The sequence below is a fragment of the Pseudomonas sp. UBA2684 genome, from assembly GCA_002354655.1.
Taxonomy (GTDB): Bacteria; Pseudomonadota; Gammaproteobacteria; order Pseudomonadales; family Pseudomonadaceae; genus Aquipseudomonas.
The window spans coordinates 399,926-424,010 of the sequence record DELY01000050.1 but is presented as its reverse complement, the minus strand read 5'-3'; the positions used below and the strand labels follow the sequence as shown (position 1 = coordinate 424,010).

At 64.7% G+C, this 24,085-nt stretch carries 16 protein-coding genes; 7 read left to right on the top strand and 9 right to left on the bottom strand.

Annotated features, from left to right (window positions below; genetic code table 11):
* Positions 1 to 8: 8 nt before the first annotated feature.
* From B3M58_RS19660 to B3M58_RS19645, 4 genes are all read right to left on the bottom strand, one after another.
* Positions 9 to 845 (bottom strand): class I SAM-dependent methyltransferase, encoded by an 837-nt coding sequence (locus B3M58_RS19660; RefSeq protein WP_296221674.1) that lies wholly within the window; start codon positions 843 to 845, stop codon positions 9 to 11.
* Between the two features lie 43 nt (positions 846 to 888).
* A complete protein-coding gene (locus B3M58_RS19655; RefSeq protein ID WP_296221705.1) occupies positions 889 to 1,686 on the bottom strand; it encodes a class I SAM-dependent methyltransferase in 798 nt (265 codons plus the stop codon).
* A gap of 83 nt (positions 1,687 to 1,769) precedes the next feature.
* On the bottom strand, positions 1,770 to 3,326 hold the full coding sequence (locus B3M58_RS19650; RefSeq protein ID WP_296221672.1) for a glycosyltransferase: 1,557 nt from the start codon (positions 3,324 to 3,326) through the stop codon (positions 1,770 to 1,772).
* Positions 3,323 to 4,801, bottom strand: coding sequence for a glycosyltransferase (locus tag B3M58_RS19645; protein ID WP_296221670.1), 1,479 nt, complete (start codon positions 4,799 to 4,801; stop codon positions 3,323 to 3,325). The genes B3M58_RS19650 and B3M58_RS19645 overlap by 4 nt, the downstream gene beginning before the upstream one ends.
* Positions 4,802 to 5,191: 390 nt before the next feature.
* Here B3M58_RS19645 and B3M58_RS19640 point away from each other — a divergent pair, with 390 nt between their 5' ends.
* The 3 genes from B3M58_RS19640 to B3M58_RS19630 all read left to right on the top strand — a co-directional run bounded on the left by B3M58_RS19640 (position 5,192) and on the right by B3M58_RS19630 (position 7,988).
* Positions 5,192 to 5,509, top strand: coding sequence for a DUF2388 domain-containing protein (locus B3M58_RS19640; RefSeq protein ID WP_296221669.1), 318 nt, complete (start codon positions 5,192 to 5,194; stop codon positions 5,507 to 5,509).
* Positions 5,510 to 5,703: 194 nt separating this feature from the next.
* Positions 5,704 to 6,024 (top strand): DUF2388 domain-containing protein, encoded by a 321-nt coding sequence (locus B3M58_RS19635; protein WP_296221666.1) that lies wholly within the window; start codon positions 5,704 to 5,706, stop codon positions 6,022 to 6,024.
* The gene (locus B3M58_RS19630) at positions 6,021 to 7,988 is read left to right on the top strand and encodes a DUF4105 domain-containing protein (protein WP_296221664.1); all 1,968 of its coding nucleotides are present in this window, start codon (positions 6,021 to 6,023) and stop codon (positions 7,986 to 7,988) included. Before B3M58_RS19635 ends, B3M58_RS19630 begins: the two co-directional genes overlap by 4 nt.
* 112 nt (positions 7,989 to 8,100) lie before the next feature.
* Here the strand turns inward: B3M58_RS19630 and B3M58_RS19625 are convergent, their stop codons facing one another.
* Complete coding sequence (locus tag B3M58_RS19625) at positions 8,101 to 8,505, bottom strand: GFA family protein (RefSeq protein ID WP_296221662.1); 405 nt, start codon at positions 8,503 to 8,505, stop codon at positions 8,101 to 8,103.
* Positions 8,506 to 8,583: 78 nt separating this feature from the next.
* Here B3M58_RS19625 and B3M58_RS19620 point away from each other — a divergent pair, with 78 nt between their 5' ends.
* From B3M58_RS19620 to B3M58_RS19610, 3 genes are all read left to right on the top strand, one after another.
* Positions 8,584 to 9,531, top strand: coding sequence for an AEC family transporter (locus B3M58_RS19620; protein ID WP_296221704.1), 948 nt, complete (start codon positions 8,584 to 8,586; stop codon positions 9,529 to 9,531).
* Positions 9,532 to 9,852: 321 nt separating this feature from the next.
* The gene (locus B3M58_RS19615; protein WP_296221660.1) at positions 9,853 to 11,160 is read left to right on the top strand and encodes a CitMHS family transporter; all 1,308 of its coding nucleotides are present in this window, start codon (positions 9,853 to 9,855) and stop codon (positions 11,158 to 11,160) included.
* Between the two features lie 92 nt (positions 11,161 to 11,252).
* Positions 11,253 to 12,023, top strand: coding sequence for a TerC family protein (locus tag B3M58_RS19610; RefSeq protein ID WP_296221658.1), 771 nt, complete (start codon positions 11,253 to 11,255; stop codon positions 12,021 to 12,023).
* A gap of 301 nt (positions 12,024 to 12,324) precedes the next feature.
* Here B3M58_RS19610 and recD read toward each other — a convergent pair whose 3' ends face one another.
* From recD to B3M58_RS19590, 4 genes are all read right to left on the bottom strand, one after another.
* On the bottom strand, positions 12,325 to 14,187 hold the full coding sequence (gene recD, locus B3M58_RS19605) for an exodeoxyribonuclease V subunit alpha (RefSeq protein ID WP_296221656.1): 1,863 nt from the start codon (positions 14,185 to 14,187) through the stop codon (positions 12,325 to 12,327).
* A gap of 212 nt (positions 14,188 to 14,399) precedes the next feature.
* A complete protein-coding gene (gene recB / locus B3M58_RS19600) occupies positions 14,400 to 17,945 on the bottom strand; it encodes an exodeoxyribonuclease V subunit beta (RefSeq protein ID WP_296221654.1) in 3,546 nt (1,181 codons plus the stop codon).
* Positions 17,942 to 21,217, bottom strand: coding sequence for an exodeoxyribonuclease V subunit gamma (gene recC, locus B3M58_RS19595; RefSeq protein WP_296221652.1), 3,276 nt, complete (start codon positions 21,215 to 21,217; stop codon positions 17,942 to 17,944). The genes recB and recC overlap by 4 nt, the downstream gene beginning before the upstream one ends.
* A gap of 231 nt (positions 21,218 to 21,448) precedes the next feature.
* On the bottom strand, positions 21,449 to 22,153 hold the full coding sequence (locus B3M58_RS19590) for a hypothetical protein (protein WP_296221650.1): 705 nt from the start codon (positions 22,151 to 22,153) through the stop codon (positions 21,449 to 21,451).
* 282 nt (positions 22,154 to 22,435) lie between these two features.
* Here B3M58_RS19590 and B3M58_RS19585 point away from each other — a divergent pair, with 282 nt between their 5' ends.
* A complete protein-coding gene (locus B3M58_RS19585) occupies positions 22,436 to 24,082 on the top strand; it encodes a Na/Pi cotransporter family protein (RefSeq protein ID WP_296221648.1) in 1,647 nt (548 codons plus the stop codon).
* The last annotated feature ends 3 nt before the right edge of the window (positions 24,083 to 24,085 follow it).

Here is a 24,085-nt window from a genome sequence, read left to right as displayed (position 1 = left end):
CGTTCGACTCAAGGTTTGCGCGCGACTATCACTTGGCTTTTCGGCATCACCGCATCCAGTGCTGCCTTGATCTGCGGACCGGCTGGCAGCGACAACAGGGTCGACCAGGTTTCAGCCCAGTTTTCCAGCAACGGATGCCACGGTGGCGAAAGCGGCTGATTTTCACAAGCCCAATACAGCGACCACCATACCGAGTGGTAGAAGCCATATTGCATGCTGCTCTCGACGACCAGACCGGCATCCATCGCCAGACGCTCCAACTCGCCGCGCTTGAAGATGCGGATGTGGTTAGGGCTCTCGAAATAGACAGGTGGCGCGATATGCTTCTGTACGCCCTCAATGATTTCATCGGGTACGGTCAGTAGAAACTGTGCGCCAGGTTTGGCAACACGAACGAGCTCGGCCATAAATTGCGCTGGGTCATCGACATGCTCCAGCACCTCCATGGCTACGACCTTGCTGACTCGTCCGTCAGGCAGTGGGATGGGGTTGGCGTCGGTAACCAGAATTTGTACGCTTCGCGCGGCTTCGGCTTGCAGGCGCTGTCTAGCAGTTTCCAGTTTCTCGGCGTCGACATCGGCAAGAATCATTTCCGCACCTTGTCTGGCGCTGAAAAGGGCATAGCCGCCTGCACCGCAACCGATATCCAGCACTGAATCCTCAGGTCCGATGGCGAACCCTTTGACCAGCTCTCCAGTGTCATTTTGCAGCCAGCCACTGAGGTGGATATCGACCAGACCGATATCGATGTCGGGCTCTGCGGGGACAGGTGCCTGAGGTACCGACTCGCGGGCAAGCTGTGGCTCGGAAGGTGGGGTCAGTAGGCGCTTGAGCCGACTCAGCATGTGCGGATTCTCATAGTAGGACAGTGAGCCTTGAGGACACGGATCAACCGGGCTTACGCGCAACAATGACCTGGCTTTTAGGCATCAGGCGATCCAGTTGCTGTTTAACCGGAGAAAACTCGGGCATTTGAATAAGCTGGTGCCAGAGGCCAGTCCAGTTGTCGAGGAGTGGTGAGTAGGGCGGATGCACCACGTCATGAGTTTCACCTGTCTGTTGTTTGCCGGAGGCCTTGAGTTGTGACCAGTAGATCAGCATCCACATGCTCCAATAAAACCCGTAGGACGCGCGGCGCTCGATGACCAACCCAGCCCCCTCAACCAACTGGCCGAAGGCTTCGCGCTCGAAAATATGAATATGATTGGGCGATTGGAAATAATGTGCCGGGGCACAATCCAACTGTATGTGTTCGGCAACCGGGTCAGGCACTGCTAACAGGTAGAGCGCCCCTGGACGCCCCACCCGAACCAGTTCGCGCAGCACGGCTGCCGGGTCATCAACGTGCTCAAGCATTTCCAGGGCAATTACCCGAGAGGCATATTCAGCCACCAGTGGTAGCGGGCTACTGTCGGATACCAGACCTTCAACGGCCCGAGCGGGGGTTTGCTCAAGTTTTTGCCGCAGGGCCTCGATTTTCTCTGGAACCACATCACTGAACACTACATGGGCGCCGCGGTTGGCGCAGAACAAGGTCGCGCCACCTGCGCCGCAGCCAACATCCAGCACAACATCCTGCGGGTCGATGGGGAAGCCAGAAAACAGTTCGTCAGTGGCGTTCAGGAACCAGCCGCTCTGTACGGCATCAATCAAGCCACAATCTCGAGCGTCGACGGCGTCCGGCATATTGGGCGCCTCATCCGATATTATCTCGACAGCGCGTGCATTATTTTTCACCCCGGCCAGACGACGGAGTAGGTCGAGTGGGTTCATCGGCTTGAGGCCTCGTCAATATTCAGAAAAGTGCGCAGACGCTCGCTGGCAATCTCCACAGAACAGTGCCCGCGCATGCGCTCGACGGCTGCTGCCGACATCCGCGCGTAGCGTTCAGGGTCATCCGTCATACAGGCATAGGCGTCGCTGTATGCCTTGACCAGCGAAGCCCAGTCGATCTGGTGACGACAGGTGCGGTAAGCCAAGCGTGGGTCGTGAGACCAGGCGGAGGCATCCAGCCAGCTGTCGACGATAAAGGCCACGTCCTCGTCGATATAGTCGCGCATCGCCGAGTGTTGCGGGGCGATTGCCGGTTTGCCGCAGGACAGAAACTCCATCAGCGGCAGGCACTGGCCCTCGCCATGGGAGGCATTGATCACGAAAGCGCTAGCGCGGATCAGGCTGTCGAACTCGGGGCCTTCCAAAAAGCCTTGCAGCAGCACCACCCGGCAGCGGAAGGCCGGCATACGCGCCATACACATCAACATGTCGTTTAGGGCTGACTGGTATTCGTGGTGGCCGAGTTTGAACAACAGCGTGGCGTCTGGGGTGTCCTTAAATGCCGCACAGAAGGCGGTGAGCATGTCGACCCAATTCTTACGGCCGTCGTACGGGTTGAACAATGCAGTGAAAACCACCCCCGATAGTTCGAAGCTGCAAGGAGCCAAGTCCCATTCCTGTGTCTGCGGTGTTAGGCCGGATTTAGGCAGTAGCTTGGGCTCCACGGTATTGCATGGTTCAAGGTGTTTAGTCTTGTCTTCGCTCACTAGCGTCAAAGCTGTTGCAGTTGCCGGGCGAGGTGAGGGCAATAGTCGGTCGCGCACACAGCGCAGATACCATTCACCGAGATAGCGACGACTGACCCTTAGCCTTGACTGCTGACGGAAGGGCTGGATCAGCAGAGCGTCGCTGGTGCCTCCAGTTGAGCTTGCGGGCCGCTCTTGGGCGCGGGCAGCTTTCACCGCATTGGCCACCGCATCGAGACCAGGCATGTAAGGCTCTAAGGCGACATCGTGGGTGTCCAACACGACCCCGGAACGTACCTCGATCCGCAACGGGCAAACCAATGGCAGCGCCGAGGATTGCTCGCGCAACCCTTGGTATTTGTCCCAGACCGGCGAGGGAACGCTGATGATCGGAAAATTTTTACCCAGTTCGGTTTTGACCGCCTGCACCGTAAGCTCCGAGTGCGTAATGCCAAGACCGCACTTGCTCAGTACATAACGCCAATCCTGGTTCAGCTCATCAAGCCAAGGTTCGTTGGGAATGCTGTCGAACTCCCAAGCGAAAACGGAAACAGTTGGGCAGCGTAGGGTGAGCGGGGTCTTGTGCGGCGGCGTAAATGATAGGAACACACAACGCTCACCGGCGGCGCAGGCCTGATCGTAGAGACGATCAACCTGCAATTCAGGTGTCTCGATGATCTCTACATCACCTAGACGCCGCAGCGCGGGGAGAAAATCGCGCAGTACGAAGTAATAGCTGTACTCCGGTAGGCCTAGGCTGGATGCAATATTGGCAGCATTGACTTGGGAATAAACGAGAATCTTCATTCGGCCAGGCTCCTGTCGATCCGCAGGTCCTGGGATGGTTTTGAAGCACTCAATAACACCTCGTCGAGAAAGCGCATCAGCGGTTCGCTAACTGACTCGACTGCGGCGAAGTGTTGCATCTGCTGATAAGCGCTGCGCGACATAGCTTGGTAACGGGCTGGGTCGCTTAACGCGACCTGGTGACTGTCGCGAAAGGCCTCAACGAGGGATTGCCAATTGAGTCGATGCTTGTGGGTAAACATCATGCCGGTCGGGTCATGGGGCCAGCAGGTCGGCTCCAAGGAAGTTTGGAGTACGAAGGCCAGTTGATCGTTCAGATAATCCGCCATGGCGGTGTGTTTGGGGGCTATCACCGGCTTGGCGCTGGAGAGAAACTCCATCAGGGGCAGGCATAAACCCTCGCAAGAGGATGCATTGACGTAATAGGTGCTCGCCCGAATAAATTCCCGGTACTGCGTGTCCTCGAGAAATCCATGTAGCACCAGCACGCGACAGCGAAACGGTGCCAGACGAGACAGCAGTGTCATCAGCACGATCCGGTAATGTTCAAGATCGTGGTGGGTCATTTTTAGCAGCAGGGTGGCGTTCTCGGTGTATTTGAACGCCCAGCAGAAGGCGGTGACCAGATCGACCCAGTTCTTGCGCCCATCGGCCGGGTTCAGCACCGTGGTGTAGACCACGCCACTGACACTCAACAACTGCGGCTTGGGTGCAGCCGCCGGGTCTTGTGGTGCAACGGCTTCAACCGGAAGGGGCGCGTTGAGCAGGGGACCCAGTGGCTGACGCATCTCGCGCCACCAACCTTTGAACAGGGCCTTGCTCAATGGCCAGATCAAATGGCGTGGAGCACCCGACAGAAGCAATCTTTCAATTTCGGGCTCGGGCGGTTCTACCACAGGCTCTGGTTTGCGCACCAAACCATCGGCGGACAACCCCAAGGTGGGGCTGTCGATGACGATACCGGCGAATGGAAATTCGCGCTCGCCAAGCTCGATCGGCAACCCGTCAGGCGACCCAAGATAGGCATAGCGATCCCAGACCGGCGCAGGCAAGGCAATAACTGGAAACCCATCAGGCATCGCGTGCTCGACCAACCCGGCGGTTTCTCGGCTGGTGCAAATGGCCCCCTGCAGGTTTGCCAAGGCATAGCGCCAATCGTTCTGCGGATTACCATCCCAAGCGACGGACGGCAGGCTATCGAACTCCCAGGCAAAAACCACAACGGTCGGACAACTCAGTCCCAGCGGGGCCTGATGGGGCGGACTGAAACTGAAGAACACCACCTCTTCACCGGCCGCGCGGTGCTGCTCATACAGCCTGTCGATTTCCTCGGTGCTTTTTACCAACAGCACACGCCCCAGGCGTTCGAGCGCCGGGAGGAAGTCTTTCATCAGGAAAAAGTAACTGTATTCTGGTTTACCGAGGGAACCCTGGATACTGGCTTGATCGATTTTCGATCCCACGAGGATGATCATGTCGCGAAAACAACTCCTCTCATCGCCGGGCGAACATGCCCCAGCTGCACAGTTAATTGTTATTAGTGTCTACACCAAGAGAAGTCAGCTTCGTCGTAGCCGACCCAGCTAGCGGAGCAAACCGTGCGGCCTGCAAAAAGCCATCGAACTAAGGTAAATAGCTTCAATACTCAGATAATGGCCGCATCTTACACAAAGTTCCGCCTCTGATCTGCGCTCAAAATAGCATCTTATCCGATCCCTATCACTGCCCCCGACACAACCAAACAACATCCGCACGGTCACACCATAACGCCCGGCAACTGGCCCCTGCTAGCGGGCTTGCGCTAGGCTTACCGTCTACGCAGCAACCCCTCTGCTGCGCCGTTCTCGTCTGTAAGGAGTTTGATCATGACTGCTTTCCGTCTTTTCAGTGCGGCCGCCCTGCTGACTCTGGCCACCAGCGCGTCGGCCACCAGTTTCGTGGTCACCACCGATGCCATCGTCGGCGGTGTGGCGGCCACCAGCGAAGCCACGTCCGATGTCAGCTCGTCGCTGCGTGATGACAAGATCGTACTCGCCGCGCGCGACGATGCGGCGAGCTTCGTCGCCAGCCAGGGTGCTATCCGTGGCGTGCAACTGGAGGCGGCGTTAGAGCATATTCGCCAACAGGCACCGAGCCTGGCGGCCAACGACCTGCAACTGGCGCAGGCGATTCTCAGCCTCTAACCCCCGAGACTGCCACGGCCAGATCGTGGCAGTGGTGTACCGTCGCGGGCAGTAGCGGCTCAGCCCGGCATGACTCGTACACTCCTATTTCGCCTGCTGCGCGGCACGCCGCTGGTTGTGTGGCATGCTGCGCACGGAACTGACGCAGACCATATGCGTCGAAAGAGCCATCATGTCGTTTACCGGAGATTGCCATGCAGCGTCCTTTGCTCACTGCTGTTGCTTTTTTTGCGCTGTTCGCTGGCAGCGTCCAGGCACAAACATTGGTTGCCACCAGTAACATCATTATCCGCGCAGTAGACCGTACCCTCGACTTCACCTCGGATACCACCACCTCGATCCGCGACTCCAAAATCGTCCTCGCCGCACGTGACGACGCCGCCAGTTTCGTTGCCAGCCAAGGCGCGATCCGCGGGGTTCAACTGGAAGCCGCGCTAGGCAGCATCCGCGCCCAGGTGCCTGAAGCACACAACGCCTCTGATCTGGTACTGGCCGAAGCCATCCTCGCACTGTGAGCTTAACGCGTGCCGGGCTGCTGGCGCTGGCTCTGTTCGCCAGCACCAGCGGGCATGCCGGGTTGCGCCTGGCACTGGATACCGACGCCCTCAACAGTGACGAACGGCACGCCAGTCAAGCGTTGTTGAGTGAAGCGCTCGCCGCCTTACCCCCCTTGTTCCGCCAACAACTGGACCGTCGCATCAAAGTGCGCTGGCGGCAGATGCCGGCTGAGGTGTATGGGCGCGCCGGGCGTTTCAGCGGTATCGAGTTGAATGCCGCGCTATTGCCGGCGTTGAGCGATGGCAGTGCCGCCAGCGCCACCACCCAGCGCCCGCATGGCACCGTGCGGCGCGAGCTGCTGGCTACCGTGATCCATGAACTGACGCATCTGTATGACCGTGCCCAGCTCTGGTCGACAGCCGACAAGCAGCGCCTGTTGCGGTGCCGGCAGCGGCTCGACAGCCTCGGTCCCGTCGGCCTGCCCGACGCGTGTCGCGGGCAGACGGCCAGGCGATTCACGCTGAGCGACGACCCGCGCCTACTCGACTTGGCCGGCTGGCCACAGCAGGTCGGTCGACGCGGCGAACGCGAGCACGAGAACGGCCAGGTGGCGCGCAGCCCGGATGCCTACGAACTGAGCAACCCGCGCGAGTTCGTCGCGGTGAACATGGAGTATTTCCTGCTCGACCCCAGCTACGCGTGCCGGCGCCCCTCGCTCGCCGGCTACTTGCAAGCACATTTCGGCAACGCCACGTCGGGCTGGGTGCCGGCCAATCAGCAGCCTTGCGCCGACAGTTACGCCTACCTGAACGCCGGGCGTGATTTCGCCCGTCAACCGCTCGGCGCCCTCGACCTGGAGCGGGTCTACCAGGTCGATTACCTGCTGGCCGAGGCCAACCAGGCCTGGGCCAGCCGCTGGGGGCACAGCATGCTGCGCCTGGTGATCTGCGCACCGGGGCGGCCACGCGGCGCGGATTGCCGGTTGGACCTCGATCACCACCTGGTGCTGTCCTACCGCGCGTTTGTCGGCGATCTGCAGCTGTCCAGCTGGGATGGCCTGACCGGTGCTTACCCCTCGCGACTGTTCGTGCTACCGCTGGAGCAGGTGATCGAGGAATACACCAAGGTCGAGCTGCGCAGCCTGGCCTCGGTGCCGCTGAAACTTGAGCGCGCGCAACTGGAGCAATTGGTCACCCGCGCCGCCGAGCAGCACTGGAGCTACGACGGCGACTACTACTTCATTTCCAACAACTGTGCGGTCGAGACCCTCAAGTTGCTGCGCAGCGGCAGCCAGCATCCGCGCTTGCAGGCCCTCGACAGCATCATGCCCAACGGCCTGCTCGACACCCTGGTGGCGCGCGACCTGGCCGACCGCAGCGTGCTGCTTGATCCGCGCGAAGCGTTGCGCCTGGGCTACCGCTTCGACTCTTTCCGCGACCGTTACCAGGCCATGTTCACGGTGTTGCAACAGCGTCTACCGATCAGCCAGGACAACGTCGAAGACTGGCTCGCGCAACCCTCCAGCGCCCGCCGCCCGTGGTTCGCCCAAGCCGACCTGCGCGCCAGCGCCGCGCTCCTGCTCTTGGAGCAGGCGGCGCTGCGCCGGCAATTGCTGCTGGCCCAGGATGAACTCAAGCAGCGCTACCTGACCGGCCGCGCCGCCAAAGATCCGAGCTTGGATAAAGCCGGTGGCGCCCTGGAGCAGATCCTCGCCAACAGCGGCTTTCTCAGTCGCCCGGCCGAGCTGCTGGACGGCGGCTACGGCCTGCCGCAACGCGCCGAATGGCAACGCCTGGAAAGCGCAAGCCGCAGCCGCCAGCAACAGCTGCGCCAGCTCAGCGACAACCTCGACCAAGAGGTACGCAATCTGCTGGAACCGCAACGCTTGGCCGAGCTGGAAGCCAACGAAGCCAACCTGGCGCAGCTGGGCGAACACCTGCGCACACTGCACAAGGCCAGCGGCGGGCTAGAACTGCCGTAGGCGAATCCGGTGTGCCGTGATCAGGTGAGCTACCGGCCAGGCGTGCCGTTATACCGCGGCAGCACACTGGCGCCGCGGATACGGCGGCGGACGAGCCTTCGGCCTCTCCGCCCTACGGGATTTGCTCCTGCTCTTCCTCCGGCAACTGCGGATCGAGGTGCAGCCACGGCAAGCGATTCTGCATCCAGATATGCCGATCGGCCGGGGCCTGTTCAGGGTGTTCAAGGGTGGCGATGGTCACGTCTAGGGTCTGCGGGCTGAGGCTGGTGAACAGCGTCAAGTGCGCGCCGCAGACGGGGCAGAAACTGCGCGTGCAGCTCGGCGAGGACGCGTACTCGCGGGGCGTGCCGGCCAGCCAGCGAAAGCTCGCCAGCGGCACGCTGATCCAGGTGGTGACGATGCCGCCGGTGCTGCGCCGGCAGATCGAACAGTGGCAGTGCGCGATGTCACGCAGCGGCGCCTGGAATTGGTAGCGTAGGGCGCCGCACTGGCAGCGCCCCCGGTGTATCTCGTGCATGACGCGTCCTCGCCGACCGGTGCAGCCATCAGCCTAATCCCGATCTCGCCCTTGCGTCACGGCGTGGCGCTGACCAAGATGACCGCTTATCCGTTGGCGGGGGTTGCCGTGCTGGAGTTGTTACTGGCCTTGTGGCCATTGTTCGCCTTGATCGTGGCCGGTTATTACCTGCGCCGCTGGGACTTTCCCAACGAGGCCTTCTGGCCGGGCGCCGAGCGCCTGAATTACTTCATCCTGTTCCCCGCCCTGCTGTTCAGCAGCCTGGCCACCGCGCCGCTGAACAACCCGGCCCTGCCGCGCCTGGCCTTGGCGGTGCTGCTCGGCCTCGGCATCGCCTGGCTGGCGCTGTTGCTGGTGCGCCGTGTGCGCGGCTGGCCAGCCGGGCGTTTCGGCGCCTTCAGCCAAGGCATTCTGCGCTTCAACACGTACCTGGGCCTGGCGGCGGTGGGCAGCCTGTTCGGTCAGGATGGCCTGACCCTGGCCGCGCTGATGCTGGCGCTGATGGTGCCGACGGTGAACGTGCTGTCGGTTTGGTCGCTGACCGCCGAGCGTGGGGTCAGTGCCCGCAGCCTGCTGCTGCCGATCCTGAAAAACCCGTTGATTCTCGCCTGCCTCGGCGGTGCCCTGGTCAACCTCGGCGGCCTCGGCCTGCCCGGCGGCAGCGGCCGCCTGCTCAGCCTGCTCGCGGCCGCCAGCCTGCCGCTGGGCCTGCTCTGCGTCGGCGCGGCGCTGAAACCCGAACAGCTCAGCGGCGAAGTGCCGGCCTTGGCCTGGAACAGCCTCCTGCGTTTGCTGGCCATGCCGCTGCTGGCCTGGGCCGTGGCCTATGGCCTGCAACTGCCGGCGATGGAAAGTACCGTGCTGGTGCTGTTTTTCGCCCTGCCCACAGCGCCCACCGCTTATGTACTGACCCGCCAGCTGGGCGGTGACAGCCAGTTGATGGCCGGCATCATCACCCTGCAAACCCTGCTCGCGGCCGCCACGCTGCTCGGTGTGATGTTTATCCTGCAAGGTAGCCCCGCCTAAGCGTCGCCAGCGCCATCACGCCGGCCTGTCCGGCGCGGACCGACCGTCGGTCGCAAGATGCCACGCAACGGCCGGCCCTGGCTGACCGAAAGCTGGCTGAAAGCTTCACCCCTTAGCATCCGCCCACTGCCGGCATCAGACCGGCCGGTTTCGGGCGCGCACCGCAGTTCTGCCGCCCGGCCAATCCCGACAACAACAAAATGGTGATTGCCATGCTTTTTTCCCGCCGCCACAGCCATGCCGTGCCTGTTCTCCGCCCGCTGAACGCCCTGCGCTGACCCCACGCCCGCGCCGCGCCTCACTCACCCCGGAGATACCGCTATGCTGACCTTCCTTGGCTTCGCCATGGTCATAACCTTCATGTACCTGATCATGAGCAAGCGCCTGTCCGCGCTGATCGCCCTGATCATCGTGCCGATCGTGTTCGCCCTGATCGGCGGCTTCGCTGCCGGCATCGGCCCGATGATGCTCGAAGGCATCGGCAAGCTCGCCCCGACCGGGGTGATGCTGATGTTTGCCATCCTCTATTTCGCCCTGATGATCGACTCCGGCCTGTTCGACCCGGCCGTGCGCCTGATCCTCAAGCTGGTCAAAGGCGACCCGCTGAAAGTCTCGATGGGCACCGCCGCACTGGCGTTGATCGTCTCCCTCGACGGCGACGGCGCGACCACCTACATGATCTGCGTCGCCGCCATGCTGCCGCTCTACAGCCGCCTGGGCATGAGCCCGCTGATCATGGCCGCGCTGATCATCCTCGCCGGCGGGATCATGAACATGACCCCCTGGGGCGGACCGACCGCCCGCGCCGCCAGCGCCTTGCATGTCGACCCATCGGACATCTTCGTGCCGATGATCCCGGCCATGATCGCCGGGTGCATCGCCCTGTTCGGCCTCGCCTACGCCTATGGCAAACGCGAGCGCGCGCGCCTCGGCGTGCTGCACCTGCCGGACGACCATGAACAGCACGCCGAGATCAGCGTCTCACAGTACCCGGAAGCGCGCCGCCCCAAACTGCTGTGGATCAACGGCGCCCTGACCGCGACCCTGATGGCCACGCTGATCGCCGGCCTGCTGCCGCTGCCGGTGCTGTTTATGATCGCCTTCAGCATCGCCATGGTCATCAACTACCCCTGCCTGCAACAGCAGAAGGAGCGCATCGCCGCGCACGCCGGCAACGTCCTGGCGGTGGTCGGGCTGATTTTCGCCGCGGGCATCTTCACCGGCATCCTCTCCGGCACCGGCATGGTCGACGCCATGTCGCAGAGCCTGCTGGCGATCATCCCACCGGAACTCGGCCCGTACATGGCGGTGATCACCGCAGTGGTGAGCATGCCGTTCACCTTCTTTATGTCCAACGACGCCTTCTACTACGGCGTGCTGCCGGTGCTCACCGAGGCCGCTGGGCATTACGGCATCACCCCGGTGGAAATGGCCCGCGCCTCGATCGTCGGCCAGCCGGTGCACCTGCTCAGCCCGCTGGTGCCATCCACTTACCTGCTGGTCGGCCTGGCCAAGATCGAATTCGGCGACCACCAGCGCTTCACATTGAAGTGGGCGGTATTGATCTGCCTGTGTATCCTGCTCGCGGCATTGTTACTGGGTGTGTTCCCCTTGTTCGGCACACCTTGATCACCGCGACCTGAAACCCTACCCATGAAGCCGGCACAGCCCGGCTTCATTGCGTTATCACCAACATTGAGCACACGCGAGGAAACTGCATCATGGAGTGGCTGACCAGCCCGGAAATCTGGGTCGCCTTTTTGACCCTGACCGCCTTGGAGATCGTCCTCGGCATCGACAACATCATCATGATCGCCATTCTGGTCGGGCGCATGCCGCCACACCTACAGAAGCGCACGCGGCTATTCGGCCTGGGCCTGGCCATGGTCACGCGCATCCTCCTGCTGCTGTCGATCACCTGGATCATGCGCCTGACCACCGACCTGTTCGAATTGTTCGGCCAGGGCATCTCCGGCCGTGACCTGATCCTGTTCTTCGGCGGCCTGTTCCTCCTGTGGAAGAGCAGCAGCGAGATCTACCACGGCCTGGAAGGCGCAGATGAAACCGCGCAGGCCCCCACAGGCGCAGCCAAGCATTTCATCGGCACCATCATCCAGATCGCCATCATCGATATCGTCTTCTCGCTGGATTCGGTGATCACCGCCGTCGGCATGGTCGACCACGTACCGGTCATGGTCGCCGCGATCATCGTCGCCGTGCTGGTGATGATGCTGGCCGCCGGAACCATCAGCGACTTTATCGACAAGCACCCGAGCTTGAAGATGCTGGCGCTGTCGTTCCTCATCGTGGTCGGTACCGTGCTGATCGCCGAAGCCTTCGAAGTGCATGTGCCAAAAGGCTACGTCTACTTCGCCATGGCCTTCTCGCTGGCGGTCGAAGCGATCAACATCCGCATGCGCACCGCCCGCCGCCGCGCCGAGGAAGACGACCTCGAACCGGTAAAACTGCGCAAGGATATTCCGGGGCAGTAAGCCAGATAGCGGGATAAACAGCGGGGCCGATTGGCCAGGCGTTTGCCTTATCTGCTGAGCAGTTGAACCAAAGCCCCTGGAAGGTATTTTCCAGGGGCTTTTTTGTTGCAGCGATAGCAATACAGCGACGCCTCAACCGGCGTTCAACAGAGTCACGGGACGGGTTGGCCGATTGGCGGCGTGTCCTTTAGCGCCTGCACGCTCGGCAGCCTGGACCAGACGATGAAAGCGCGCAGCTAAAACGCCTGCCACAGACAGTCGTGCTGGGCGCGGTCTTGAAGGGACGGCCCTGCGCCGCGCATCAGAACAGGCTCAGCTGATCCTGCGCGGCGACCGCGTTGTCCGGCAGCGACGGCTCCACCGCCAGCCGTTCCGCCAAGCCCGCCGCGCGGTCGGCGCGGGTGGCCACCGCATCGGCCAGGCGCGCCGGCAGGCCCCAGATCTCCACCTTGTGCTTGGCCCGGGTGATGCCGGTGTAGAACAGGCTGCGGCTCAGCAGTGGGCTGGGTTGTTCGGGCAGCACCAGCAGCACTTCGCTGAACTCCGAGCCCTGGCTCTTGTGCACGGTCATGGCGAAGGCACTGTCGTGGCTGGGCAGGCGCGCCGGGGCAAAGGGGCGGAAAGCTTCTTCGCCCGCCCCCTCACCTTCAAAAAAGACCCGCAGACCGTATTCAGTTTGCAGGCAGATACCGATATCGCCGTTAAACAGGCCGAGGGCGTAATCGTTCTGCCGCACCATGATCGGCCGGCCGACGTACCAGCGTTCGCGGCTGGCGACCTGGCTGCGGCGTTTGATCCGCGCCTCCAGCGCTTCGTTGATCCCCGCCAAGCCCCAGGCGCCTTCGCGCTGGGCGGTCAGGCCGCGGAAGGCGTTGAACGCGGCGAAGGTCGCAGCCGCATCACCACTTTTTGCGGCGGCAATAAAGGGCGCATAGCCACGGTCCAACCGCTCCAGCAGATCGGCCGGGGTCGGCGCGGCATTCCAGGCCAGATCGCTGCGGTCTTCCTTGAGCAGATTGAGGGTGCCGCCGACATCGCCGCCATTGATCCGCCGCGCCAATTCGCCGATGCCGCTGTCGCCGGCAAAGCGGTGGCTGTGAGTCAGCAGCACCACGGCATCGCCAAGGGCAGAGCTCGGCGTGTCGACGGCGACCTGCTGGCCGGTGATACGTTGCAGATCCGCCGCGGCCTGGGCATCGAAGCCGCGACCCTCGCAGAGCTCAGCGAACACCGCGCCGGCTTCCACGGCGCACAGCTGGTCCTTGTCGCCGAGCAGAATCAGCCGCGCGCTGGCCGGCAGGGCATCGACCAGCTTGGCCATCAGCGCCAGGTCGACCATCGAAGCTTCGTCCACCACCAGCACGTCCAGCGCCAGCGGGTTGGCCGCGTGATGCCGTACCTGCGGGCTGTCACCACGGCTGCCAAGCAGACGGTGCAGGGTGCGCGCTTCGTCCGGCAGCGCCGACCTGACTGCTTCGCTGACCGGCAAGTTGGCCTTGGCATGGCGGATCGCCTCGGCCATCCGCGCCGCCGCTTTACCCGTGGGGGCGGCCAGGCCGATGGCCAAAGAAGCGCCGCCGGACGGATGGCCGCCCCGTTGCTCCAGCAGGGCGGCGAGCAGGCGCACCACGGTGGTGGTCTTGCCGGTGCCGGGGCCGCCGGAGATCACCGCCAGCTTGCGCCGCACCGCTTGCGCGGCGGCCAGGCGCTGCCAGTCAGGTTGCTGCTGCCCCGCCTGTGATAAAGAGTTGAACGCAAACAGCCGGCTCAGGCTCTCGCTCAGTTGCGCCTCATCGACCACAGGCAGATCGGCGGCCCGTTGCAGTAGCTGCGTCGCCAACTGGCGTTCGTAGGCCTGGTAGCGCGCTAGATAGAGCCGGCCATGGTCGAGGATCAGCGGGGCGAAGTCGCCATCGCCGCCGACCAAGGGCGACGCGTCGAGTTGCGCCTGCCAGTCGGCCAAGGCTGGCAAGCTGAATGGGCTGTCCGGCCAGGGCCGCTGCCCGGCCAGGCGTGCCAAAGGCAGGCACACATCGCCTTGTTCCAGTGCGACGCAGAGTAGGGCAGCCGAGGCCAGCAGCATTGGCGAGGCCGCCGGGTCGAGACGTTGCAGACTGTCGACCAGGGCACGTTCCAACGGACCGAGGGGTAGATCAGGCAGCATGGCGATACTCCGCTAGGAGCGGGCCATGCCCGCGATACGCTTGCGCCGCCGAATTTTCGCGAGCGCGGCCCGCTCCGACAAAAGCCGTCATTTGCCCTCCGCAAACAATGCGCGTCTGTAGGGTGGACATGGCGCAGCCTGCGACCGCGATGGCGGACAAGCCTTCGGCATGTCCGCCCTACGGTATTGCTGGCCGTGCACGGGTAGCAGCATCAGTGCCCCTCCGCGAACAGGCTATCCAGCGCATCCAGCAAGCTATCGGCCGGGCGCGAGAAGTACACCCCGGCCTCCGGCATGCCGCGCAGAAACAGGTAGTAAGCACCGCCGAGCTGTTCGTTGCTGAAGTCACTCAGGCGCTGACGCAGGAAGCGCCGCAGCGCCACCAGGTAGATCAGGTATTGCAGGTAGTAATGCTCGGCCGCGAGGGCTTGCAGCAGACGCTCGCCGCCGTAGTAGCTGGCGTCCGGGCCGAGCCAGTTGGACTTGTAGTCGGCGATATACCAGCGCCCGTCATGCTCGAAGGTCAGGTCGATAAAGCCCTTGAGGAAGCCCTTGAGGCTGTCGAATTCCAGGCGCGCCGCCGCTTCGCGCATCGGCGCGGCGAGGCCGTGGATCGGGTCGCTAAGGATCACACGCAGGCGCTGCACATCCAGCCCGGCCAGCGGAAAGGTAAAGCCCAGTTCCGGCAGCCGCCGCGTCGGATTAAGCCCGGCCAGCGTCAGGCCCTGGCCATCCAGATCGGTGTCGATGACCTGCTGCAGCTGGCTCAGCGCCACCGCACTCCAGTCGCTACTGATGCCGTGGCCACTTAGCGCCGGCTCGATCAACTCGGCCAGTGCCGCTTTGCCGCGCGCCCAGTCTTCGAGAATCGCGTGCAGGCAGGTACCGGCGCGCGCGCCACGGGGGAAGGCGAAGAAGCCGCTGCCCGGCTCGCTGGCAGCGGGCATGACCAGGCCGTCGCGGTCCGGCGCTTCCATATGCATGCCCGCCGCCAATCCCGAAAAGCTGCCGATGCGCCAGGCGCTGTGCAGGCTGCGTTGCAAAGTGGACAGTTGCTGCGGTGCCGGGGCACGCTGTTCGCCGGCGGCGCTGGCCTCGCTGTCGCGCAGCGGCTGGAGAACCATATGGCCCTGGCTGAGGCCGACCAGCTGCTCGATTTCAACGCGCAGGCCATGGGGGCTGAGGCCTTGCAGATGACCGGCGAGCTCGCTCAGGGCATCGTCGCCCGGCAGCTCACGGCCGTGCAGCAGCCAGGCCAGAGCGCTGCTGTGCAGGCCGCTCTCGCTCAGGGTGCCGTCCTTCTTCGCCTTGCAGTCCACCGGCCCCCAGTGCAGCCACAGCCGATCACGGGCGCGGGTCAGGGCCACGTAGGTCAGGCGCAGGCGCTCGGCGAAGCGCTCATGCCGAGCGCGCTCACGGTGCGTATCGAACTGCTCGCCACCGAGATCGAGCAGCGGCGTGCCGTCCTCGGCGTGGCAGGTGATGTCTTCGCTCTGGCGCAACAGCGCGCCGTCCCACAGGTAAGGGCAGAACACCAGCGGGTATTCCAGGCCCTTGGAGGTGTGGATGGTGACGATCTGCACCCGTTCGGCATCGCTTTCCAGTCGCAGCAGGGCCTCTTCGCCATGGCTCTCGGCGCTGCGCTGGGCATTGAACCAGCTGAGCAATTGCTCCAGCCCCGGACGTTGCAGGCTCTCGGTTTGCAGCAGTTCGGCCAGGTGCAGCAGGTTGGTCAGGCGACGCTCGCCATCCACCAGCGCCAGCAAACGCTGGGCGACTTTCTGTTCATCCAGCCAGGCGCGGAAGGCGCGCATAAAGCCCTGTTGCTGCCACAGCTGGTGGTAGCGCTCGGCCGCTTCGCGCTCATCGTCCCAGGCCTGGGCGTTGTCCTGGCAGGCCGCCAGATCCGCCGCGCTGCGCCCGAGCAAACGGCTGGCCAGGGCATAGCGCAACGCGCCTTCGCGGCCCGGTTCGGCATAGGCGGCCAGCACCGCGGCCAGCTCGCCGGCCTCTTCGCTATGCCAGACGTTTTCCTTGCCGCGGCGCACGCTGGGCACGCCACGGGTGGCCAGTTCGGCGGCCACTTCGCTGGCCTGGCGGTGGCTGGCGACCAGCACGGCAATATCGCCACCTTTCAGCGGCGTGCGTTCACCGGTCTGCTCGAAATAGGCTTCGCCACGACTGCTGGCGCTAAGCACGGCAGCGATCCGCCGCGCCGTATCGCGCGCCACCAGCGCGCCCGCTTCGCCCTTGCCCAGATGCTCGTCATCCAGCCAGACCAGCGCCAGCGGCGCGTCCGTCTCCGCCTCGACGCTCGGCAGCACCAGCTGTGGCCGCGCGCGCTGGCTGGCACCGACCTGCGGATAGTCCAAGCCCTTCTCGGCAAAGGGCATGGGCCGCCTGAACAGCTGGTTGAGCGCGGCAATCAGCTCGGGCGTGGAGCGATGGTTGGTGGCCAGGCTGTACTGGCGCGCGGCTTCGGCGCGGGCCTTGAGGTAGGTGGCCAAATCCGCGCCGCGAAAGGCATAGATCGCCTGCTTGGGGTCGCCGACAAAACATAAGTCCCCATCGCGCTCGTAGATACGGTGAAACACCTGGTACTGCACCGGGTCGGTGTCTTGGAACTCGTCGATCAGCGCCACCGGGTACTGCGTGCGCAGGGTGCCGGCCAGATGCTCGCCGCCCTCGCCGTAGAGCGCCTGTTGCAGTTTGTTGAGCAGGTCATCGAAGGCCAGCAGGCGCTGCGCCGCCTTGCGTTGCGGCAGTTGCTCGTTGAGCTGACCGATCAGCCGTACCTGCAAATCGATCAGGCGCTGCTCGGCCTCCGGCTGCGCCGCGTCCAGGGCGTTGCACAATTCCTGCAAGGCGGCCGCCAGCGGGTTGGCCGGCGCTTCCTGATCCTTCTTGCTGGCCTTGAGCAGCCCCTCGCGGGACAGCCGGCGATGCGCCTCGGTCTTGCTGAACAGCGCCGCTGCATCGCTGAAATAGCCATCCAGCTCGGCCTGCCAGACACCCAGCTTGGCCGGGTTGCACATATTGCTCTTAAAGCCGTCGAAGGCCTTAAGTTGCGCCAGCCAGCCGGCGCTTTCGCCCTGCCAGAGGCGCTGGGCCTGCTGCCAGGCGGCGCGCAATGCGCTCATCTCGCTGCTGACCCCCGGTTGCGGCTCGATACGCAGATAGGGTTTGCCCAGGTGATTGCGCAGGCGCTGGCGCAGGCTCTGCGGGGTCAGCTTGTGCTGCACCAGAAACGCTGCCCACTCCGGCTCGGCGGCGGCCAGCTCATGCCGCCAGAGGTCGGCGAGCAGGGCGTCGAGGATCTCGCGGTCGTCATGGGTCAGCTCGTTGTCGAAATCGCCGCCGGCCTCGAACGCGGCGTCCTGCAAGGCGCGCTGGCAGAAACCGTGGATGGTGAAGATCGCCGCCTCGTCGAAACCGTGCACCGCCAGCAGCAAGCGCCGATGGCTGGCCGCGTCCGGGTACTGGGCGTGCAGGCGATTGAGCAGCTCGTCGCTGCCCGGGCCCTGGTCATATACCGCCAGCAGCTCGGCCAGCCGCAAGCGAATGCGCTCGCGCAGCTCGGCGGTGGCCGCGGTGGTAAAGGTCACCACCAGGATCTGGCTGACATTCAGCTGCTTTTCCAGCAGCAGGCGCGCGTACAGCGCGGTCAGCGTCCAGGTCTTACCGGTACCGGCGCTGGCCTCGATCAGCGAGCGGCCGGTGAAACTGTCCTGCAACAAATCCAGGCTGGCGCTGCTCATGCCTCGTCCTCTTCACTGCCTTGCAGGGCATCCAGCGCCGGGCCGTAGAGTTGTTCGGCCAGCGCTTCGAAGCGCTCGCCCAGCGGCTCGCGGTCGCGGAAGGCCAGCGCGTTCCAGGGGTCCTGGCCTTCGCCGGTCATGTAGTCGTTGCCGTGCCACATCACTCGCGCCTCGCTGCGCGCCGCATCAATCGGCTCCTTGCGCCCGGGTTTGCGCCATTTTTTGGCGAAGCCATAGCTGCATTTGGCGAGTACCGGCAAGGGTTCGCATAGCGCGCTTTTGTAGGCATGCAGCCAGGGCTCGAGCAGCTCCAGGGGCCCCGCCAGCGGCCCCAGCCGCCATTCGCTTTTTGGCGAGAGCAGGCGGCTGTCGCGGCTGATGCCGGGCGTGGCGGCGCAGTTGAGCAGCAGGTGACGCAGCCAGAACGGCGCCAGTTCCCAGGCTCCCAGATCACGCAGGCGGTAGTCGAACAGGCCGCTGGCGCTGACCCCGTCCAGCCAGCCGTGAATGCGCACGCCGGCCAGCTCGATATCCACCAGCAGCGGCTGCGATGGGTCATCCGGGCGCTCGTCGAACAGGGTCGGGGCGAAGGCGCGGATCGGCCCGCGAATCTGCCCCCAGTGCGCCTGGCCCAGCTCGCCCACCGGCAGCCAGCCGGAAGCGGCAGCCACCGCGCGCTCCTGGCGCTCACTCCAGCCCCGCTCGATGGCGTGCAGTGCCAGCTGACGCAGACCGTGCTGGCTGGTCCACTCGACGCTGAAGGGCTCGTCGCCGGCCAGGGCTTCCTCGCCCTCGGCCAGACGCAGGCCGAGGCGCTGCTCCAGCAGGTAGCGCGCCGGGTGCTTGAAGCAGTGGATCAACTGGCTGGGTTCGAGGGTCAGCGGAGCGCCGCCCGGCCGGTCCTGATCCGGCTCGGCCAGCACGCTGGCAAAAGGCGTTGGCGACTCGGCGGCCTGGCTCAGGCGCTGGGCGGCGCGGAACCAGGGCGCGGCGAAACCGGCCTGCTGACCGCCAGCGAAATTGCCGGGGGCGAAGGGTTGCAGCGGATGCTGCTGGGTAATTCGCGCGCTGGCTTTCTCGCCATCCGCCGCACAGATCGCAGTGAGATCGACCACATCCAGCAGCTCGCTGACCAGCACCGAGGGCGGCAGTTCGGCGTTGCTGCGCGGGTCGCGGCCGACATAGCTGAGGTACAGGCCGCTGCGCGCCGAGAGCAGGGTTTCCAGCAGCAGGTAGCGGTCGTCGAGCCGCCGTGCGCGGTCGCCACGCCGCGGCGCCTGGCTGATCAGGTCGAAGCCGGCGGCCGGGGTACGGCGTGGCAATGCGCCGTCGTCCAGTCCGAGCAGGCAGACCAGGCGAAACGGCAGGCTGCGCATCGGCACCATGGTGCAGAAGGTCACCGCGCCGGTGAGGAACCCGGAGGCGGCGCTGCCTTGCTCCAGGGCGGCAGTCAGCTGCTGGCGGATCAGCGCCAGCTCGATCGGCCGCTCGACACCCGAGGCGTCGCCCTGTTCCTTGAGCGCCGCGCAGGCCTTGGACAAAAGCAACAGGGTGTCGCCGGCCTCGCGCTCGTCGAACAGGCTGTCGATCAGTTGCTGCAAGCTCTCGGCCCATTCGCTGAGGCTGCGCGCGCGTTGCAGCTGCTGCGCCAGCGCGGCCAGGCGCTCGACGAATGCGACCAGGCGCCCGAGCAGCTGCGCACGGCCGCCTTCCAGGGCATCCAGCGGCCAGCTGTCGCCCAGTAGCGGCGCGCCCAGGCCGGCCAGCTGTGGCGGTGCGGCGAAGCCCAGCAGCAGGCGGTCCAGCCCTTGCCGCCAGGTAAACGCGGCATCCGCCGGCAGGCCCAGTTGCTCGCGGTGCGCGCCATCGCGGCCCCAGCGCACGCCGGCCTCGCGCAGCCAGTCGCGCAGCAGCGGCAGGTCTTCGGCTTCGATCCCAGCGCGGCGGGCGATGGCCGGCTGCTCCAGCCCGGTGAGGATTTCCTCGGCGGCAAAGCGGCTTTCCGGCAGCGCCAGCAGATTGAGGAAGGCCTCGATCAGCGGGATTTCCGCGCGCAGGCTGCGGTCGGCCAGGCTAAAGGGAATCCTTGGCACGCCTTCACGCGGGGCGAAAACGGCTTCGATATAGGGCGCGTAACGCTCGATATCCGGGGTCAGTACCACCACCTGATCCGGGGTCAGCGCGGGGTCGGCGGCAAAGCGCGCGAGCAGTTGGTCATGCAGGATTTCCACCTCGCGCAGCGGCGAGTGGGCGATATGCAGTTCCAGCGAGCGGTCGTCTTCGCGCAAAACCAGGCGCTCATCGGGTTGCCGGGTGCGCAGGCGCAGGATGTCGTTCTGCAGCGCCTGCAACAGGCTGGCGTCGTGCAGGTCGTCATCTTCGGAATACAGGCCGGTTTCCTGGCTGCCTTCGACCGAGGCCAGGCTGAACAGGCTGTCGAAAAAGTCGCGACCCTGCTTGCCCAGGCTAGCCAGCAGCGGATGGCCGACATCCAGGTACCAATCCTCGGGGCCGGCCTCGGGCTGGCGCGCCAGCTCACGGATATCGCGAATCTCGCCCCAGGCTTCGCGGCACGGGTTAAGCGCGAAGATCACTACCTGGGTGTGCCGCGCCAGGCCCTCCAGCACGCGCATATGGTGCGGCGGCAGGCTGCTGATGCCGAACACCAGCAGACGTTCAGGCAACCCGGCGATGGGCGTGGCGTCATACAGGCGGCGCAACAGGTCTTCGAGCAGGCGCGCGCGGTGCGGGTGGCCGTCCTTGGTCAACTCGCGCCAGAGCAGGGCCTGCCAGGCCTCGTCCGGACCGAGATCGAGCAGCTCGTTGCGCTCCCAAGCGGCCAGCCAGTCGTCGCGATACAGCAGGTATTGGTCGAGTACGTCGGCGATCTTGACGGCAAGTGACAGCCTACGCCGCTCATCGCCGCCGGCGAGATAGTGCGCCAGGCGTGGCGCTTCGGCCAGATGGGCCGGCTCGCACAGCCAGTCATACAGCCGCCAGCTCAAGCTGCTGGGGCTGAAGGCCGACTGCTCCGGCAGCTGCCCCAGGCACAACCGCGACAGGTCCCAGACAAATTTGGCCGGCAGCTGCACCTCCAGCTGCATGGCGATGCCCTGACTGCGCGCCAGTTCCAACGTCAGCCAGCGGCCCATGCCCTGACTCGGCACCACCACCCGCGCCGGCGCGAACGGATCGCGTGCAGGCGTCGCGAGCAGCGTGGTGGCCAGCTCGCCAAGGGTTTCCAGGTCAGGGGCGTGGTAGAGCGTGAGCATGAGCAACGGCCGTTGGCATCGATGGCCGCTAGGGTAGCAGGGGCGAGCGGCGACCAACATGGCGACTCGCCAGGCAGATTGACCAGGGCCATTGGCTCGTGTGGGGCGCGGATTTATCCGCTCCCCACACAAGCCCGTAGGGTAGACATGGCGAAGCCTTGTCCACCGAGCTTTGCGGCGGACAAGTCGCGCTGCGGCATGTCCGCCCTACGCCTGAATGCGCCGTGTCCACTATGGCTCTGGGTCAATCGCGCGCAGTACGCGGATTTCCAGGCGCGGGTTGAACCAATAGCCGGTGCAGGTGTTTTCGTTCTTGTCGATGGCGCCCTCTTCCGGACCGAGGACGAAACCGAAATTCTCCCGCCGGCCCTGCACCCACTGCTGAACCTCCCTGGTGACCCCGACCCCTACGGCAACCGTCGACTGGTCCTGCTGTACCCCGGTGCGGCGCAGGTTAATGGCCGCCACTTCGCCAAATGTGGTGCCGGCATTCAGCGACTCGGTGGCGACGCGCAAGCGTAAATTGCACAACGCGCTGCGGACGACGCCACTCGGTACCGCGCGCTCTATATTGATCGGCACCGGCGTGTTGCGCCGCTCCAGGCGCAAGGTGGCGGCAATCACCGCGTCGCCTCGCAGGTCGCTCAAGTCGAAGACGAAAACGCCGTGGTAAGCGCGGCTATCCTGGGTGTGGCAGGTCTGCCCACGTTTTACATGGTTGTGGAAACCGGCGATCACCTCGCCGGCTTCGCCCAGTGGCGGGGACGTACCGGTGACAGTCCGATCCAGCTCGAACGGCCAGCACACGCCAAACCGATCCTCGTAGCTGGATATCTTGGTACCGATGCGTTCGGCGCTACGCTCCACCGTCACTTCGCGGGTACCGCAGCCGCCAACCGTTAACAGCAGCAGGAGAGCCAAGGGGATTCTAAACATCGGATACCTCCATGTAGACGCTGCGCATCGAACAAGGCGGCCACGCGCGCGCGAAAATCACAACCTTCGGTAACACCACCCTAGCCAGTCGTGGCGGGCTGTCCATGCCGTTGGGCGGAACGCTGCTCGGCAAATCCGCCGAATCCCTGAGGCAAAAGCGCGCCAGACACGCTTAACTGCAACCTAGAAGCCCCCGCGAAGCCGACGAGCCCAATAGCCGCCAACGGCCCCCAAAGCCGGTGTCCACGACTCGCCGACACGCCGCTCTCGCCAGGAGGCCACATGCTGACCCTGCTCAATCTGCTCTCAGCCATTGCCCTGCTGATCTGGGGCACGCATATCGTGCGTAGCGGCATCCTGCGCGTGTACGGCTCGCACCTGCGCAAGATCCTCAGCCATAACGTCGGCAAACGACCACTGGCGTTCGCCGCCGGCATCGGCGTCACCGCGCTGGTGCAGAGCAGCAACGCCACCGCGCTGCTGGTGACCTCGTTCGTCAGCCAGGGCCTGATGGCGCTGCCGCCGGCGCTGGCGATCATGCTCGGCGCGGATGTCGGCACGGCGCTGATGGCGCGGGTGCTGACCTTCGACCTGAGCTGGCTGTCGCCGCTGTTGATCTTCCTCGGAGTGATCTTCTTCCTCTCGCGCAAACAGACCCGCGCCGGCCAGCTCGGCCGCGTGGCCATCGGCTTGGGCTTGATGATTCTGGCGCTGGAGTTGATCGTCGCCGCCGCCACGCCAATCACCCAGGCCCAGGGCATCAAGGTGCTGTTCGCCTCGCTGACCGGCGACCTGCTGCTGGATGCCCTGGTCGGCGCGCTATTCGCACTGATTTCCTACTCCAGCCTGGCCGCCGTGCTGCTCACCGCCACCCTCACCGGCTCGGGGCTGATCAGCCTGCCGGTGGCCATCGGCCTGGTCATCGGCGCCAACATCGGCAGCGGCGTGCTGGCCTTCCTCAACACCAGCATGCAAACCCCGGCCGGGCGCCGCGTGGCGCTGGGCAGCCTGCTCTACAAATTGATCGGCCTGCTGCTGGTGATTCCGCTGCTCGACCCACTGGTGAACTGGCTGGACAGCCTGAACTGGCGCCCCGAGGAACTGGTGATCGGCTTCCACCTGCTCTACAACGGCCTGCGCTGCCTGCTGATGCTGCCGAGCATTGATCTGATGGCGCGCTTCTGCAACTGGCTGCTGCCGGATCGCCCGGACGAAAACGGCGTGGCTCGCCCGCGCCACCTCGACCCCACCGCGCTGGCCACGCCGAGCCTGGCGCTGGCCAATGCGGTGCGCGAAACCCTGCGCATCGGCGACCTGATCGAAACCATGCTCAGCCACCTGCTGGAGGTGCTACGCGGCAGCCAGCCGGCGCTGAGCAAGGAACTGCGCCGCCTCGACGACGATGTCGATGCACTGTACAGCGCGGTCAAACTGTACCTGGCCCAGGTGCCGCGCGAGGTCTTGAGCGAACACGACAGCCGGCGCTGGGCGGAGATCATCGAACTGGCGGTCAACCTGCAACAGGCCGGCGACATCCTCGAACGCATGCTCGGCAAGGTGCAGGACCAGAAGACCGCACAACGCCATTCGTTCTCCGACAGCGGCCTGGAGGAACTGGCCAGCCTGCATGCCCAGTTGCTCGCCAACCTGCGCCTGGGCCTCAGCGTGTTCCTCAGCGCCGACCCCGAAAGCGCTCGCCAACTGCTGCGCGAGAAGCGCCGCTTCCGCGCCCAGGAACGGCGCCTGGCGCATGCCCACGTCGGCCGCTTGCACCGCCAGGTGGTGCAGAGCATCGAAACCAGCTCGCTGCACCTGGAGCTGATCGGCGACATGAAGCGCCTCAACTCGCTGTTCTGCGCCAGCGCCTATGTGGTGCTGGAAAGTCACGAAACCGGCGCGCTGCACGTGGAAGAGGTGGGCGGCGAGTAGCAA